At 40.8% G+C, this 18,058-nt stretch carries 16 protein-coding genes; 1 reads left to right on the top strand and 15 read right to left on the bottom strand.

Features of this window, described 5'->3' with window-relative positions:
• Positions 1–42: 42 nt before the first annotated feature.
• From DWV85_RS05980 to DWV85_RS05915, 14 genes are all read right to left on the bottom strand, one after another.
• Entirely contained in the window at positions 43–888 is an 846-nt protein-coding gene (locus DWV85_RS05980) for an ABC transporter ATP-binding protein (RefSeq protein WP_123138297.1), read from the bottom strand.
• Positions 888–1,925, bottom strand: a complete 1,038-nt coding sequence (locus DWV85_RS05975) for an iron ABC transporter permease (RefSeq protein ID WP_123138296.1) — start codon at positions 1,923–1,925, stop codon at positions 888–890. Before DWV85_RS05975 ends, DWV85_RS05980 begins: the two co-directional genes overlap by 1 nt.
• Complete coding sequence (locus tag DWV85_RS05970; RefSeq protein WP_060918922.1) at positions 1,918–2,871, bottom strand: ABC transporter substrate-binding protein; 954 nt, start codon at positions 2,869–2,871, stop codon at positions 1,918–1,920. Before DWV85_RS05970 ends, DWV85_RS05975 begins: the two co-directional genes overlap by 8 nt.
• 43 nt (positions 2,872–2,914) lie before the next feature.
• Positions 2,915–4,897, bottom strand: coding sequence for a TonB-dependent receptor (locus tag DWV85_RS05965; protein WP_123138295.1), 1,983 nt, complete (start codon positions 4,895–4,897; stop codon positions 2,915–2,917).
• A 143-nt stretch (positions 4,898–5,040) separates the two neighbouring features.
• Complete coding sequence (locus DWV85_RS05960; protein WP_123138294.1) at positions 5,041–6,984, bottom strand: TonB-dependent receptor; 1,944 nt, start codon at positions 6,982–6,984, stop codon at positions 5,041–5,043.
• An 18-nt stretch (positions 6,985–7,002) separates the two neighbouring features.
• Positions 7,003–7,764, bottom strand: a complete 762-nt coding sequence (locus DWV85_RS05955) for an ABC transporter ATP-binding protein (protein WP_123138293.1) — start codon at positions 7,762–7,764, stop codon at positions 7,003–7,005.
• Positions 7,764–8,810, bottom strand: coding sequence for an iron ABC transporter permease (locus DWV85_RS05950; protein ID WP_123138292.1), 1,047 nt, complete (start codon positions 8,808–8,810; stop codon positions 7,764–7,766). Before DWV85_RS05950 ends, DWV85_RS05955 begins: the two co-directional genes overlap by 1 nt.
• 12 nt (positions 8,811–8,822) lie before the next feature.
• The gene (locus DWV85_RS05945; protein ID WP_123138291.1) at positions 8,823–9,845 is read right to left on the bottom strand and encodes an ABC transporter substrate-binding protein; all 1,023 of its coding nucleotides are present in this window, start codon (positions 9,843–9,845) and stop codon (positions 8,823–8,825) included.
• Positions 9,845–12,298 carry a TonB-dependent receptor gene (locus DWV85_RS05940; protein ID WP_123138290.1) on the bottom strand — a complete coding sequence of 818 codons (2,454 nt, stop codon included), beginning with the start codon at positions 12,296–12,298 and terminating at the stop codon, positions 9,845–9,847. The genes DWV85_RS05945 and DWV85_RS05940 overlap by 1 nt, the downstream gene beginning before the upstream one ends.
• Before the next feature lie 130 nt (positions 12,299–12,428).
• Positions 12,429–13,181 (bottom strand): TonB family protein, encoded by a 753-nt coding sequence (locus tag DWV85_RS05935; RefSeq protein WP_039965431.1) that lies wholly within the window; start codon positions 13,179–13,181, stop codon positions 12,429–12,431.
• A gap of 4 nt (positions 13,182–13,185) precedes the next feature.
• Complete coding sequence (locus DWV85_RS05930; protein WP_004694375.1) at positions 13,186–13,590, bottom strand: biopolymer transporter ExbD; 405 nt, start codon at positions 13,588–13,590, stop codon at positions 13,186–13,188.
• Positions 13,587–14,198 (bottom strand): MotA/TolQ/ExbB proton channel family protein, encoded by a 612-nt coding sequence (locus DWV85_RS05925; protein ID WP_004694376.1) that lies wholly within the window; start codon positions 14,196–14,198, stop codon positions 13,587–13,589. Before DWV85_RS05925 ends, DWV85_RS05930 begins: the two co-directional genes overlap by 4 nt.
• A 630-nt stretch (positions 14,199–14,828) precedes the next feature.
• On the bottom strand, positions 14,829–16,001 hold the full coding sequence (locus DWV85_RS05920; RefSeq protein WP_123138289.1) for a M48 family metallopeptidase: 1,173 nt from the start codon (positions 15,999–16,001) through the stop codon (positions 14,829–14,831).
• A 128-nt stretch (positions 16,002–16,129) separates the two neighbouring features.
• Positions 16,130–16,501: a CGGC domain-containing protein gene (locus tag DWV85_RS05915; protein WP_123138288.1), complete on the bottom strand. Its 372-nt coding sequence runs from the start codon at positions 16,499–16,501 to the stop codon at positions 16,130–16,132.
• 220 nt (positions 16,502–16,721) lie between these two features.
• Here DWV85_RS05915 and DWV85_RS05905 point away from each other — a divergent pair, with 220 nt between their 5' ends.
• Positions 16,722–16,997 (top strand): helix-turn-helix transcriptional regulator, encoded by a 276-nt coding sequence (locus tag DWV85_RS05905; RefSeq protein ID WP_123138286.1) that lies wholly within the window; start codon positions 16,722–16,724, stop codon positions 16,995–16,997.
• A 199-nt stretch (positions 16,998–17,196) separates the two neighbouring features.
• Here the strand turns inward: DWV85_RS05905 and DWV85_RS05900 are convergent, their stop codons facing one another.
• A complete protein-coding gene (locus tag DWV85_RS05900) occupies positions 17,197–17,583 on the bottom strand; it encodes a CGGC domain-containing protein (RefSeq protein WP_243632537.1) in 387 nt (128 codons plus the stop codon).
• Positions 17,584–18,058: the final 475 nt, after the last annotated feature.

Genomic DNA, 18,058 nt, shown 5'->3' with positions numbered 1-18,058 from the left:
AATAACCCCTAGGAAAACGCTAAGTATCGTAATCCATTTTAACTATTTCAGATTTGGATCAATAGACATTTCTGAAGTAGTTTCGGTTTGTTTGAAGTTATCAATCTTTGTAGTTCCTTTTGGAAATACAAAGATACGTTGTTGTTTAAAGTACGGATCGTCATAGACCGCGGCCGATAAACGGAACGCATTTCGTAGATTTTCTGCCGTCAATACATCTCGAGGTGCACCTACATCAACGATGTGACCATCGCTAACCAAAACGAGTTTGGTGCAGTATTTTGCGGCTAACTCTAAGTCATGAACGACGATTAAAATCGTTTTGCCTTCGTCACATAATCTGCGCCCCTCATGAAAGATATCGTCAGCATATACTAAATCGAGAGCAGCCGTCGGCTCATCTAGTAATAGGACCTCTGTTTGTTGTGCCAAAGCCTTTGCTAAGAATACCCGTTGTCGTTCACCACCACTCAAAGATTGTACAGAGCGATTCCGCAGATGATAAACGCCTACCTCTTTCATAGCCTGTTCAACGATAACCTTATCTTCAGGGCCTTCTTGTTCCCACCATTTTAAATAAGGATAACGAGCGGTCATCACAATATCAATGGCTTCATAATCGAAGGAAACATTTACAGACTGTTGCATATACGCCACATGATGAGCGATTTCTTTATCGCTCAAAGAAGAGATGCTTTTACCATCCCACAAAACATCTCCACCAGATGTAGGATAAAGGCCACGCAATGCTTTTAACAACGTTGTTTTACCAGAGCCATTAGGGCCGATAATACCTACGAACTCGCCCCGGTCAATAGCAAAGGATGCCTCTTTCACAATGGTTGTGTCTCCTAATGTGACAGATAGAGATTGAACATCTAGTTTCATTAGGCCCCTCCTTTACGACGCAAGCGATGAAGTAAATAAAGAAAATACGGTGCCCCTAAGAGAGCCGTCATGATACCTACGCGAATTTCGATAGGTTGAGCGATGACGCGGCCTAATGTATCGCAGAATACGAGGAATAAGGCACCTCCAACAGCCGCCATAGGCAATAGTATTCGATGATCTGGCCCAACCAAAAGCCGTACAATATGAGGTACCACAAGACCTACAAAGCCGATGGATCCGCTGACACATACAGCGGTAGCTGTAACTACGGATGCTAGAAATAGGAATACCATGCGATATGCCATAACAGGCAAGCCTAAGGCACGCGCCTCTGTATCGCCCAGAACGAGCACATTCAAGTGACGACCGAGCATCATCAATATAACGCTGCCCGTCATGATAGGACCCACGGCGAGCAAAACGTGATCCCAACGGCGGAAATCTAGACCCCCCACCATCCAGAATAGGAATTCACGCAAGCGATATTCATTAATCATCGTCAAAATACCCGATGTGAAAGCGCCGAGCAGCATACTAACAGCTACACCAGCCAGCAACAAGGTTGTGGTGTCGAGCTTGTTATTGCGCCAGGTTAACAAAATAGTAATTCCAACGGAAACAAAGGCCCCAACGAAAGCAAAGGCAGGCATGTAAAACATGCTAAGAGATGTTACGCCAAGAGCAATGGCGATAACCGCACCGAGGGATGCCCCAGCGGATACGCCCATAATACCTGGATCTGCCAATGGATTGGAGAATACCCCTTGCATAACCGCACCAGCCAGTGCCAAGGCGCCTCCCACGAGAAGTCCGATGATAAGGCGTGGCATGCGGATAAACCACAGTACAGCCTCTTGTTCAGCCGTAATCGGTTCTGTGAAATTCACAGGGATACCTATACCATTTAAGATACTTTGTATGCCCCCACCGATAGGAATCATAATGGTCCCTACGTGGAGCGCCAATAAACTCACAATACATAGCAATACCCCAATCAGAGTTATGGCCATGATACGTTGTTTCTGTTTAGTCATGAGAATTCCTTTCTAATTGAGGATACACAGTATGCATAACGGCTAACATCGCTTCACCAATATGCTGATTCATTGTATATAAGTACGCTGCCGGTAAGGGTTTAACTCGATTTTCCTTAATAGCAGGTAGATTTTGAAAGGCTGGATTCTTTAAATATCTATCCGCCAAATTCTTGTCCATTCCCTTATAGGATGGAATAAAAATATAGTCTGGATTCATGGCTAGCACACGCTCCTCCCCAAAGGGTATTCGTGGTGGTAATCCAATCCGATCAGGTGCATTATAGATACTCATATAGTGACACATATCATCAAAAAGGCTTCCTGTGCCCGTGTATCCGTCCATAGATGACACAAAGAGAACCGTCTTGCGCTGCTCAGTTGGAATAGATTCCGCTAGGTGCTTTATTTCATCTATTTCACGATGAATTTTCCGATTGTAAAAGCTACCCTTTTCATCTTCCCCGATAATATGAGCAATCTCCATCACATTCTGAATTACTCCGTCCACCGTAGAAGGAGTAGGTACCACAACAGTGGCTATCCCCATGTGCCGTAAACCATAGATAACATCAGCCGATATATAATCTGGCGCTATAACGAGATCCGGTTTCAAGGCTATAATTTTCTCCAAAGGATACGAACTCAACACAGGTTTTACCAACTTTGCGCGCTTTGCCTCTAGCGAATATTCCTCATAGGTAGACAATTTATTAATGCCCGCTAAACGCTCTGGTTCTATAAGTCCTAATAAAATTGTGTCGAACGCAGAGGATAGCGATAAAATCCGCTTTGGATGCTCTGGAACAGCAACTTGAACGCCATCGTGACTTTCCACATAACGAGTATATGGCGTTACATTTGCCTCCGATTGAGGTCCACAACCTGTTAAACATACACAAAGGAGTATCATCAAACATATGAAAAATCCAATTTTCTTGTTCATGATGATACTCCTTGTATAGTTCTAATTAGCGATTACATAAAGACTAGAATTTTTGAGTATAGCTGAGTTGGTAATTAAATGGTTCATCCCAGTATTCCCAGTCACCGTTGGAAATAACATTGTGACGGTTCAACAAGTTACGTGCATCTAGCCGCAAGGATGCGTTTTCATTGAACTGATACCCTACGTACGCATTCCAAGCTACGAGATTAGGATTAATGCCACCATCGCGGTTCTTCATCCGTTTTGTAACAAAGTTGATGCTAGTACCTGCAGTCCAGGTTGAGCTGTTATAATGGATTCCGCCTGTAAATTGCAATTTAGGGTTAGCTTGTTTCCAATAAGTCTTATCGATTTCTTGTTGTTTAGGATTGGAATACGATGCTCCCACAGTCATCTTCAAATGATCTGTTAATTTACGGCCATATTGGGCTTCGATACCGACATTTCTATAGCGACCACCATTTACGCGGATCGTATTTTTACCATTGCTATCCGGTTTCCAAGAGAAGAAGTTTTTAAAGTCCATATAGAAGAGCGCTACTTTCCAGCTATCTTTGTTAGTAATGTGTTTGTAGCCTAATTCATAATTCCAACCTTCTTCAGGTTTCAAATTACGTCCACTAACAGAGGCATAGCCTTTATTAATTTTCTTGAAAGTATCGCTTAAGTTCGGCATTCTAAAGGCTTTACCAACATTTATATACATGGATGATTCCTTGTTAATACGATGTTGTAATTGGAACTGAGGAATTAATACGCGTTGATTTTTCACAGGGTCTTTAATATCCGAATAACGCAAGCCTAAAATACTAGTCCATTTAGGATTAATCTGATAAGAGTATGTACCATAAACGGCATAACTATTGCGATGTGGATTTCCATAGTACGGACCAGATGTGGTGCGATATGTTTCTCGTTTACCAAGTACACCCGCAATAAAATAGTCCTTACCACCGCGGAAATCCCATTCATGTTGTACATCAAAACCATATTGTCGAGCAATATAGTTATTATCACTCAACGTATATGCCTTTTTGCTATGTACGCAACTTTTACCATACAAATCTCTATCATTGTAGAAGATTGTACCTGTAGTATTGCCATCTTTATAAACTAAAGACGCATTGTTTTTAGTATCTTTATAAGCATATGTTGTAGAGTGAAGCTTTTGCTTAATAGGATTCGTTTCTGTACTTAACTGTCCAAAAGAAGAATTACCTTCAAAGCGGCTAAAGTTCAAAGTCAACTTATCATTTAATTTACCGCTCATAAATACACCTAAAGAATTCCCTTTGTTACGAGCTGTATAATATTCATACCCTCTAGCATAACCACCGATATCTGAGCGGATAGGCGTTTCTGGGTCTTGAGCACCAAAGAAGTTACGTTCCACACCAATTAAGAAGCGAGGCGTGCCATAGTTAATTTGATAAGTTTGACGACCCATATTACCAAAACCTACCGTAGCAGAGCCCCCTTCTTTACTTGGAGTCTTCGTAATTACATTGATAACACCACTCATAGCATCAGAGCCATATAAAGCAGATGCTGCACCTTTTAATACTTCAATGCGTTCAATAGAGCTAGTCGGAATAGAGCTAAGTCCGCCCTTGCCATTGAGGTTCATCGGTACCCCATTCATGAGAATCAAGGAGCCCCGTTCAAGACCACGGATATTTACACGGCTATCCATAGCCCCATATTCTAGACCAGATGCACCATAGGAAAAAGACGTAATGCCTGGCACCATATTAACCGCATCAAATGCATTTTTAGCACCGCTATTGGCTAAGTCCTTTTGAGTAATAACATCCATCGCAGCCGGTGTATCTAAATCTAAAAGGGCCATACGATTGGCTGTCACATTAATTGTATGGGTTTCAGATACTCCATTAGTTTCACTCGATGCAGCTGTAGTGGGAGTCTTATCAGTACTTACCTCTGCTGCATATCCATTCACAGACAATCCCATCAATGCTAAACCTACAAGTATAGATATACGATGCTTAATTTGTTGTCTCATACCAAATGCCTCACTTAACACATATATACATTCACACAATTATATAAACTACATATTTGTATTATTACACATTTATTTGGCCCGCACAAAACCCATACCCCTACCACTACTGTATTTTTGGGGGATTGTATCACTAATACATATTAGAATTTTTGTGTATAACTCAATTCATAATTAAATGGTGCATCCCAGTATTCATAATCGCCGTTGGACACCACATTATGACGGTTCAAAAGATTGCGTGCATCGAGGCGTAATGTAGCATCTTTATTAAAGTGATACCCAACGTAAGCATTCCAAAGAGCAATGTTAGGGTTCAAACCACCATCGCGATTACGCAAGCGTTTGGTTACAAAGTTCAAGGATGTACCTGCATCCCACGTAGAGCTTTTATAATGAATGCCGGTTGTAAACTGTAACTTAGGAGCCGCTTGTTTCCAATAGGTTTCATTCATTTCCTTTTGTTTTGGATTAGAATAAGAACCACTTACACTCATTTTGAGTCGATCTGATAAATGTCTATTATACTCAGCTTCAACCCCAACATTGTGGAATTTACCACCGTTTACGCGAACCGTTGGGCGACCATTTACATCAGGTTGCCATTGGAAGAAGTTCTTGAAGTCCATATAGAACACGTCCACCTTCCAGCTATCCTTCTTATTAATGCGTTTATAACCTAATTCATAGTTCCAGCCCTCTTCAGGCTTAAGATTTTTACCACTTACTGCTGTGTATTGACGGTTTACACTGCGGAATGAATCACTCAAGCTAGGCATCGTGTACGCTTTCCCTACATTTAAGTACATAGAGGAAGCTTTATTAATGGTGTGCAACAATTGGAACTGAGGCGTTAACACATGTTGATCCTTAATAGGATCACTAATGGCTGTATAGCGCAAGCCCAAAATGGCAGTCCATTTTGGATTGATTTCGCGAGAATAGCTGCTGTACACCGCATAGGTATTGCGATGAGGTCGTGTATACACAGGGGCCTGTGTGGCGCGATAGGTTTCTTGCTTACCTGTAACACCGGCAATCAAATAATCCTTACCACCTCTAAAGTCCCATTCGTGCTGTACATCCATACCATATTGACGAGCTACATAACTAGTATCTGTCGGTTTAAACTGTTTAGCACTATGAACACGGCTTTCACCGCGCATAGTACGGTCATTATAGAACAAGGTGCCTGTCGTATTATCATCCTTGTAAATCAAGGATACATTATTGCGGTCATCCTTGTAATGATAGGTCGTAGAATGACGAGCCTGTCTCATAGGATTTGTTTCTGTACTAATCAAACCAAAGGAGGACCGGCTTTCAGCGCGATTATAATTTAAGGTTACCTTATCTGAAAGCTTGCCGCTCATAAACACGCCTAGGAAGTTACCCTTATTGCGCGTAGTGTAGTAATCATAACCCTTGCGGCCTGTATAGTCATACCGCACAGGTGTAGATGGATCTTGAGCACCCCAGTATTTTCTATCAATACCAACGAGGAATCGATCAGTACCATAAGAAAGGTCAAATCGCTTAGAGCCCCGGTTACCTACAGCTACGGTAGCAGAACCGCCCTCTTTTGACGGCATTTTTGTAATGATATTTATAACGCCACCCAAAGCTTCAGCGCCATATAAGGTAGAGGCCGCCCCCTTTACCACTTCGATGCGCTCAATGGCACTGGTAGGTATAGAGCCAATTCCGCTCTTACCATTTAAGTTCATAGGTACACCGTTTACAAGAACCAGTGCACCGCGATCGAGGCCACGAATATTCGTACGGCTATCCATGCCACCAAAATCTGCGCCAGACGCACTAAAGGAATTAATGGTTACACCAGGTACATTGGCAACCGCATCAAAAGCCGTCTTAGCACCACTATTTTGTATATCCTCTTGAGTAATAACAGAAGTCGATACCGGTGTATCTAAATCTAATAACGCTGTACGATTAGCTGTAACATTTATGGTAACTTCTTCTTCATTATTGTCCATTGTTACATCTGCAGCATAACTATTAATTGACATAGTAGTTAATGCCATAAGCACTGCTGCACAGACTTGTTTATTCATTCGTTTCATCATCCACGCCTCTTTTTTTATTTATTCCATATTATATATAATATTTAATCGTCCATTTGGTAATGTTTGTACCGTGGCGGACACGCCGTAGATGTGTCGGATGGTCTCCTCTGTCAATACTTCGTGAGGGGTCCCTGTACACACTACGGAGCCGTCTTTTAGGGCAATGAGACGGTCGCAATACATAGATGCTAAATTCAAATCATGAATAGCAGACACTACAGTTGCATCAAGGCGTTTTACAATCGTCATCAGTTCCAGCTGATACTTAATATCTAAGTGGTTTGTCGGTTCGTCTAGCACTAGGCATTCTGTGCGCTGTGCCAAGGCACGTGCTAAGATAACACGCTGCTGCTCACCACCAGATAAGGTATTAAAATTGCGACTTTCAAAATCACTAAGTCCTACTTGAGACAGCGCATGTCGAGCGATTTCATAGTCATCAATTTGATCTCTATCAAGCAGCCCTTTATACGGGGAGCGCCCCATGAGAACCATTTCAAGAACTGAAAAATCAAAGTTAACCGTGCTATGCTGTGCTACTACAGCCATTTTTAAGGCCGTGTCGCGGTGACTTAAGGAACTCATTTCAGTGCCGTCAAAGAAAATCTTGCCATGATTAGGTTGAAGCACGCGATATAAGCATTTCAAAAACGTACTTTTACCACTACCATTAGGGCCTATAATCCCTACGAATTCCTTGTCTCGTATATCTAGGGAAATATCCTGGAGAATTGTTTTAGATCCAAATGAAACTTGGATATTATCTGTTTGAATATTCATTATTCCCCTCCAAATCCATAGTTCTTACGCACCAACATATACACAAAGGTTGGCGCCCCAATGAGCGAAATGAGAATACCAATTGGCAATTCTGCGTGAGGAATAATGCAGCGGCACAAGCCATCAGCTATGACGAGGAAAATGCTGCCCCCTAATGCACTGAATGGAATCAAAGTCCAGTGATTCGTCCCGATAGTCATGCGCACGAGGTGAGGAATCAAGAGTCCCACAAAGCCAATCATACCCGCAGCGTACACCACAAAGCCAATAATAAGTGAGCTAATAATCAAATAGACTTGTCGATATCTATGCAAATCACGACCTAAGGTGATGGCCACCTCATCGCCGAGAAGCATAATGTTTAAAACTCTGCTTTGAGACCAAAAGAATAGAATGCTCACGAGTACAACGATGGCAATAAATGGCAACATATCCCATTTAGCACCCGCAAAGCTCCCCATCAACCAGTACGTAATGGTTTGAATGCCTTCTTTATCGTCCGCCAAATAGACCACAAAACTGGAGAAGGAGCTACATACAGCGCTTAAAGCCAATCCTCCTAAAATTAATTTCACAGAGTTTGGTCTACCGCCCAAGTTCGAGATAAACAATACACCAAAGGAAATCGCCATGGCCCCAATAAAAGCCATAACACCGACGAAGTTCTCACCGAACATAACGCCTATTCCGAATAAAATAGCTACCGTAGCGCCAAGGGATGCACCCGACGAAATACCTAAGATATAAGGATCCGCCAGTGGATTCTTAACGATAGCCTGCATGATAACGCCAGATACGGCAAGACCTGCCCCAATAATAGCGGCCATCAACAACCGCGGCATACGTAGTAACCAAATAATAGTCTGATCAGGACTATTCATGGGATCATCGATAGCCAAAGGGCTAGAAAATTGATCCATTACAATATTAAAAATTTGAGAAAATGAAAATTGTACTGTACCAACAGAAAGTCCCCATAGAATGGCTACTGCTAGCACCCCTATGAGGACAAATCCGCCAGCAGTATATCCAATACGTTTTAGCATACTGCTCCTTTATTAATGAATTAAATCTGGTACCCCTTCTGGATATAGATTAGGGTACAACCCATGCGATACGATGTCGATACCATCGGATAAACGAATACCAGGACTATATACAGCGAGCAATGGTAAGAAATGAACGCGCTTATTGCGCAATGCATTAACACCTTGTAAACCTGGCTGCGTTAGTACATAGTTCATAATCACATCTGCTTGGCTATATTCACCATCAGATACAATCAAGAATATAACATCTGGATTTTCTTCCACAACATCCTCCATACTAATGGATGGTGTATCTGTGTCAATTACATTGGCATGTAAGGAATCCCCTATGTTACCTGCCAATGTCTTATGTCCATACAATCGAAAATGCTTGCCTTCCACCTCGACAAACAATGCCTTTGGTGGCTTCTCATGAGCCGTTTGGGCTACCGTGTACGCCACAGATTGTTGCATCTCTTGAATGAGACGCTCTGCTTCCATGTTTCGATTAAAAATACGCCCCAAATCTCGAATATATTTATACTCCATATCCATGGTGAGCGCCGATTGAGCCCCCAAGGAGGACTCTGCAATATATACATTCGCTTGTCTCGCCTGCCAAAATGTAGGTGTTTGTAACATTTTATTTGTAAAAGTAGACTTCCAACCTACCAACAAATCAGGCTTCATCATCAATACGCTTTCCAAATTGGCGTATTTCAGATCCTTGTATGGAATTTTATCGTATGCCTCACGGTATTCTGGTCGCACGTATTTGCGATCTGGAATCCCCATGCCCGCTACGATACGATCCCCTGCACCAAGAGCAATGATAGTTTCTATGGAGTTTTGCCACATCGCTACCACACGCTCGGGCACTGCTGTATAGGTACTTTCAAAAGGCTCACCTCGACGTACAAAGGATTCAATTGTCACTGGTGGCTGCAATTCGATATGTACTGGTGTAGACTGATGGTCCTCAACAGTTACCTGCTGAGGACCACAACCTACACATATTAATAGACATAGTATTAATACGCTGAATCTAATCATTAGAATTTATATTTCGCCCCAATCATGAAGGAACGTGCTGGCATAGCCGCACTACCGCGACCATTGTAAGCACTATAGCTTGTTTCATAAGCGCGGTTAAGAACGTTATTTACCACGATGTACGCAGTTAAATCTTTTGTTACATCATAGTTGAGGTTCCAGTCCACGATGAGGAAACGTCTATGAGTGAATGCATAGTCGCTGTTACCAGTGTACCAGTTAATCAACAAGCCAGAATATAGACGCTTGTTATCATAGGAAATGTTCAATGCATAGTGGTTTTGCGGACGCAAGCTATTAATAGCCACATTGATATCATCGCTATTGCTATAACCCCAGTTTGGATCAAGAATCCAACCACCTTTAGATAACCATTTATCTTTCATATGAGAGTAAGACGCACTCATTGTTACATGTTCATTTAATCTGTGGTCTACTGTAATATTGAAAGATTGTTTGTTTTCTTTTGCATTAACTGCTGTTTTTTCAAACTCGCCGGATCTGCTATTCAAAATTGGCAATGTAGCGATGGCATTTTTCATACGCGTGTAATCATAATGAACTGCTACAGTAGTATTATTACCTTTACCAAACGTATGTAATAGGCCCCATGTGAAAGCATCGCCTTTTTCATCATCTAACGGTGTATTAAATACCCCATCAACCGCACCGTAGTCGCCTGTTTTAAGCGGTCTCAAGATGCGAGTCCAACCAGCGTACATGCTAGTCTTTTTGTTAAACTTAACTTGACCATGCAAGCTAGGTGTTAAGGCGCTTACACTACCCTTACCTTGGGAGTCACCGCTGCCATTACCTTGAATACTGCTATAGTGTACATAGCGCAATGCTGGTGTTAATTCCACATTGTTACCAATGTAGATTTTATCTTGTAAATAAGCATATAAAGTATTACGACGAATATCAGAAGACACTACATCACCATTACGTTTAATAGAACGGGAATTCAAATTAGAGCGACTATAGTCGATATTAGCAATAATATCATGCTTATCAAGTTGGCGAGTCCATTGAAGTTCTACACCTGTTTTATTTTCTTTATACCATCTATTTGGGCTACCTGCCATACCGCCTGTTTCAGCAATCCATTGACGCAATGCATCACGACGATCTGGGAATGGTGCCAAATTGGAATCAACCCATGCATTAAATTGCTCCACAGTAGCGCCATTAGGGAATGCCGCAGCATAGGCAGCACGTGCGGCCTCGCTACCAAGTTTAGACCATGTATATGTATCGCGACCTTCATATCGATGATCTAAACGATACAATCTAGCAAAGCTTTCCATTTGACCTTGGCGATCGAAAGTAAATTTCAAATCTGTGTCTAAGTTTTTAAACTTACTATAAGAGCCGTAGTTACCATCTAAAGCGAATAAATTGTGGTAGCCAGGGTTTCTGGAGTCACCATACAACTTAGGTGCATAACCTTGTGGATTTTCATCTGGATCTACATATTTAGGATCTGTTTTCAACTTGTAATTAGTATCATATTGGCCAACTTCAGCATTGAAAATAATGCGACGCCAATCATCTGCATTCCAGTATTTCCGGCTTGGTGTAGAAATTGGATACCCATCGCGACCTTTTTTGAAGTTCATTGAGAACTGTAAGCTTTGTTTCTTATTGAACTCATGGTCAATACGTGCATTAAATCCTTCTTCGCGCCATTTAGAACCTGTAAGAGTGGCTACTTCACCAGTATCGCCATCTTTATACTTCGTATCTTGAGACATAGTACGTGTAGCTGTTACAAAGTAACCAGTAGATGCATTCTTACCTGCCGCACCTTGTACAGTCAAGTTATAACTATGCTTGTTCCAGCTGCCTGTAGCCAAATCAACGGAACCGCTGAAATTGCCTTTACCACGGCGTGTAATGATATTGATGACACCACCTGTAGCATCAGAACCATATTGAGAAGCACCAGGGCCTTTGATAACTTCGATTTTATCAATAGCATCCATATTGGTTACTTCATCAATATTTACACCTGTAGATTTAGAGCCTCTTTCAGAGCTATCACCTAAACGACCAGATGTAATATTGTCTACACGACGACCATCTACTAATACTACAACGCGGGAGTCACCATTAATGGACACACCATTATTATAAAATTGGTAACCATACTCGCCACCACGGTAACCAGGATTTTGGAATGTAACACCTGGAACGCGTTTAATCGCTTCAGTTACATCGCGATAATGACGTTTTTCAATCTCTTCACGAGTGATAACCTTTACATCACCACCAGTACGGTAATAAGATTGCTCAGTAATGGTATTACCATACTCATCCTTTGCCGCATCGGCTTTTACCGAAACATTATGAACCTCATAACCCTTGAAGTTCTCATCATACGCATAGGCTTGATACGTACCTAACGCTAACGTTGCCGCAATAGCAGCAGATAAAATACGACGACTCGTCATAACCCCTCCACACACAATAAATACACAATAAAAAAAATATTAAAACTAATCCTCTAACAAATGCGTTTCTTGTATTTTCTGAATTAAAACTACACACAAACATAATTCATACATTATCAGCTATTGAAAATTAGTTAAAACCATAATCTACATTAACCACAATTGTAACTGGCTCACCTGTTGTATTCTCTATACCGCCAGAGCTCTCTACGAGGCTAGCAGCAGCATTATCGAGAATGCTAGAGCCACTGCTACCAATCATTTCAGCACCTGCATAGTTGCCATCGGCATCAAAAGTGATTTCAAAGGAAACTCGTCCACTGAGGCCACGGCGCACCGCCTGTTGCGGCATTACTTTATTACTCTCAATGCGAGCAATATAACCTGAACTATCGTAAGATCCCCCACGACGTTCTACATCACCTGGACCTGGATCACCACCTTTAGAACCATTGCCCTCATTACCAAGGCCTCCATTACCAATAACCCCACCACCACCAGGGCCTGGTACATTGCCACTGCCTGGATTGCCAACAGGATTATCAGTATTACCATTCAAGTTGACTGATGCCATCTCATTACCACCTAAGTAAGGATTCAGATTTTTTAAGCCTTCTGTGGGCTTTCCCGATAAATCAGGCAACACACTACCTGCTTTACCGCCTCCTGCGACTGGTTTGTCGTCAGGTTGAATCTTTAATTTCTCAGGATCTTTCTTCTCTTGAGGAGGTTCTTGCTGCCCCATATCAAGGTTGATAACCAAGTCTTTTTTGGGTGTTTCTGGAGGTTTTATATGACCAAACCAATCACCTACAACACCCCAATATACAAGATTTAATGCCAATGCAGCTACGAAAGGAATTCCATATCGTTTATCTACCATAGAATCACTTCCGTTCTGTAGCTACGCTAACAAACCGAGCACCACTAATTTTAAGATTATCTAAAATATTGATAACGTCCTTATACGCAATATCCTCAGAGGCACGCACAATAAATGCCTGTTGAGGTTCTTTTGCAACAATACCTTGAATTTCATTGCCCAGTTGATCAGGGACAATCTCACGTTCATTCAAATACATCTTATGTGTAGCTGTTAATGAAATTGTGATAGGCTCAATCGTCTTTGCAGAAGAAGAGGAAGCCTTTGGTAAGTTAAGAGGAATTTGTTCCTCTGTATTCATATACAACGTACTCATCATGAAAAATACGAGCAAGAAGAAAACGATATCAATCATAGGTATAATCATGATGGTAGGTTCTTTTTGTATGCCTACTGAACTACGTTTCATCGTTGACTCCTAATATATAAATCCATAATAGAACCTAATTTTTGCTCTAACTTTGCGATATCTGAATTTACTTTATCTGTGCACCAACTATGGATGGCTAATGCTACGATGGCTACTGAAAGCCCTGTTGCAGTGGCAACCAGCGCTTCGGATACGCCGCCTGTAATAACAGTAGGCGCACCAATATCGCCACCAACGGCCGCGAAGGAGCGGATCATACCAACAACAGTACCCAAAAGGCCAAGTAATGGAGCCATTGTTACCATCATGCTAAGCCAGTTAAGACCACGTTTTAAACGTTCATCCATGTACCCTACCACATCATGTAAACGATTCTCTAAACCTTCCGCACTATATACAGACTCCACGATAGGAGACACGAATCGACTCAATGCATCATCACTATTTTTTATAGAATTCTCTAGAGTAGACCAATTATTACTATTACGACCGGCATCAATGCTATCGGACAACTGCTGTAACTCATGATTGATGTTTCTGTACGTACGAATACGTTCAAATAAAATAGTACATGCTGCTAACATGAATAGTACAAGTGGATACATAACGAAACCACCTGCATTAAATAGGTGAATTGTATACTCCATCATAGCCTCCATATAATATATAAAATTACGTGTTATTTAACAAAAAAATGGTCATCTATATTATTAGATTAACCACCAACATTGACATTATCCTATAAAGTATTTATAAGTACAATAACCCTATACCCCCTACCGTTATGATATTTCTATAGGATTCCATTCTAACTACATATTCCATCCACCTTAAATATACATCTATCCACTATATATAGACAATATTAAGTTCTCGCATAAAAGCTTCATAATTATTATAAAAAATATAATAATTATATCTATTAAAACTATGCTCAATAAGATAATCTCTCATATTTTATAGTTGAAAATCATTATAATTCACGTTCCACCATCAAAAATCTTTTTGTATTTTTATGAGCTTATTATTACTCCATGAATATAATTTATTCACACATGAATAATACTTATACTTCAGACTATCTATATCTTTACGGTCTATTTATTACTCCTATAGCGCTCAATATATCTTATAAACTTATTAACTTATACTCAAACTATAAATATTACAATCTATATAAAAAGAGGACTAAGCCTTTATGGGCTCAGTCCTCTGATTATTCTCATTATAATAGCATAAATCCTTAAAGCAAATTATATGCCATGTATAGCTCTTATTTATTTTTTAGCTTTATCAGCTTTTACCTTTTTATTTTCTTTTACCTTTTTAGGTTTTTCTTGTTTAACCTTTACTGGTTTTTTCGCATTAACAGCAGAACCTGCAGGCTTTACAAATGCATTGTTAAGATTTGTTGCCACTTGCAACGCTACATCCACATTTGGCGTAGAAACAATGGATTGACCAGCTACCGTTACAGTGTCACCACTATAGGATGCAGAACCTGGTGTCACTTGATTGTTATGATACAATCGTGCCAATTTACCAGCCATGTAATAAGCACGCTCTTCGCCTGTGTAGCGGCCACTACCTGCTGGAGTATAGATATTATCACCGTTTACGTACACAGTACCATTCGATACGTTTACATGATTCCCAGAATATGTGTACATACGAGAAATATTATTGTTCACCCGATCGGACAACTTTGGATGGTTATTAGGTGCTACCACTTGTGAAAGCCCTTCACGGTAGTGTTCCCCCACTTTGTTGCGCAGTACTGCCATAGAACCAGCTGCACCACCCACATTGTATGGAGACTCACTTAAAATCTTAAAGCCTAACTCATCAGCGGCTTTTTCTTGACTCATCGTAAACACTTGATTGGATAAGTAGTTACCTGCCACATTAGATAAAATAGCCGCGCCTTCACTACCACCAGCGGCTATACCGACTGCTGTAGAAAGACCAATTTGTTTCTTAGCGCCATTAATAATATCTTTATGCTCGCCATGAGAAATTTCATGGGCCATTACATAGGCTAATTGATCATCATCCAGTGTATCTAAAGCACCCTTGTTAATAGACATAACACGACCAAGTGTGGCAAACGCATTAAACTCCTCATCAGGATTCGCATAGACAACGTAGGAACGCTTTACACTAGGTGTAGCCTCTAATGTCTTCATAATTCGATTTACACGCTCTTGAGCTGCACTATCGTTTAAATAACCAGTTTTCTCTTTTGTGCGTGCCAAACTCTCCTGTTGCCCCTCTGCAGAATTATCCATTTTATTTAATGCAGTAGATACGTAAGCCATAGCAATAGCACCACCAGCTAAGGATTGTACCGCAGCAGAAGCAGCATTGACAGAAGCCGTTTGCATCATAGTAGGTGCCATTGTCACTGCCATAGCAACAGATAAGGTAGCCGCTGTAAGTTTCTTATTCATTCTCTCAACCCCTTAAACAATGATATAGCTATATAATAAAACAATATAGAATGTAAGAAAACGCCAGAATTTCCACACTACCTATATAATATTACTTCATGATAAATATAGAATGAATAATGGAACAATCATTCATCTGTTGCGACGACTTTAGCTGAAAGTACAACAGCCTCTTTCCCCTCTTTAGAAACTGCACTACCATGTGTATAGCCTACTACATCAAAGCCTGCCTCCGCACACTGCTCTGCGATGCTTTCATAATTTTCATTCTTACCACGAGTACACGTAGAAAGATGAACCGTAGTAACGCCTTTTTTCTTGAAAGACTCAATTTTCTTAGCAAGATCCCCACCACTATGTGTGAACCCCACCAACTCAATATCCTCATCAGCATAACGCTCAAAGGAATCTGCTTTATTCATAAATGCTTTTAAGCAACCACCGCAAGAACAGCGCTGCATTGTATCCTCATTCACAAGGACTGCAATTTTTTTAGTCATAAGACCTCCTATGAAAATATAGTATTAGAACTATAGTATAACACAGCTATAAGAAAAATACGTATCTCAAAGCACGTTGATTGATGCTAATTATAGATAGGCAAATTGAGGTTTGAATGCATATATGCTATCATGAGAGAAAGAAGGATTGGGATGGAGAAACCTAAGTTCATATCTTATACTAGACCAAATGGTCATAACGAATTTGAGGAGGAATATTATGCCACTAAAGACTTTAGATAAGATATTTGAAAAAGATATAAATAATCCAGTCTTAACAGAAAACTATTTAGAAGAGAAAGCTAAATTAGAAAACGCGTTAGCCGTTTTAAAATCACGAGAGGCTGAGGGTTTAACACAGCGTGATTTAGCTGAAAAATCTGGTGTTCCACAGTCAACAATTGCCCGTATAGAAAAAGGAGCCAATACAAGTTTAACTACTATGTGCAAAATTGCATTTGCCTTAGATAAACAATTAAAGATAAGCTTAGTATAAAAAATAACCCCTATAAGCCGATATGATGGATTATAGGGGTTTTAATATGTTTATAAATAAATACTTTGAAAGGAGTTGTATTTACACAAATTTAGAGTTACCCAACTGATTTACGGTTCGGTAACATTGGCACGTCGTGCCGCGTTACCGTGTAGATTTAGTTTACCTCCTACCACTAACCGCGGCTTCCTATCAATCCTCACTGTGGATCTCCCTTCTCTGCTTCGCTTCTCCAGCTTCTACTGCCCTGCTCACCAGGTACCCTAGGAGGATAGGAAGCCATACAATGTGTATAGCCTACAACATCAAAGCCGGCCTCAGCACACTGCTCTGCGATGTTTTCATAATTTTCATTCTCATAACGAGTACACGTAGACAAATGAACCGTAGTAACCCCTCTACTCTTGAAAGACTCGATTTTCTTGGCTAGATCGCCACCACTATGCGTGAAACCTATCAACTCAATATCCTCATCTGCATAACGCTCAAAGGAATCTGCTTTATTCATAAATGCTTTTAAGCAACCGCCACAAGAACAGCGCTGCATTCTATCCTCATCCACGAGAACCGCAATTTTCTTACTCATAAGACCTCCTATGAAAATATAGTACTAGAATTAGTATACCATAGCTATAAGAAAAAACGTATCTTAAAGCACGTTCATTAATGCTAATTATAGATATGCAAATTGAGGTTTGAATGTATAGTTACATATAATTGAATTTGCTCAACACCTATATTGTTCAGTAACATGAGCACTACGTGCCGCGTTACTGGTTAGATATAGTTACCTCCTACCACTAGCCGCAGCTTCCTATCAATCCTCACTGTGGATTTCCCTTCTCTGCTTCGCAGCTCGGCAAATCTTACGTTTGGAAGAAGGTGATGTGTGGGCCCCATACGTCGCTACGCTCCTCTGTTAGCTCACACCCTACCCTTCCCAGCACCGTCTAACACGGACACCTACATAGATAGTACCTCTACAACCTTGGCTGGAGACGGCTCTAGTAGGCCTAGCTAGTCGAAGACTAGCAAAAAGAAAAAGGCCTACCTTTAGGTAG

It is taken from the genome of Veillonella sp. AF13-2 (genome assembly GCF_003603295.1).
Taxonomy (GTDB): Bacteria; Bacillota; Negativicutes; order Veillonellales; family Veillonellaceae; genus Veillonella; species Veillonella parvula_E.
Note: the sequence above shows the minus strand (reverse complement) of the source record. Positions and strands in the feature narration are given on the sequence as shown.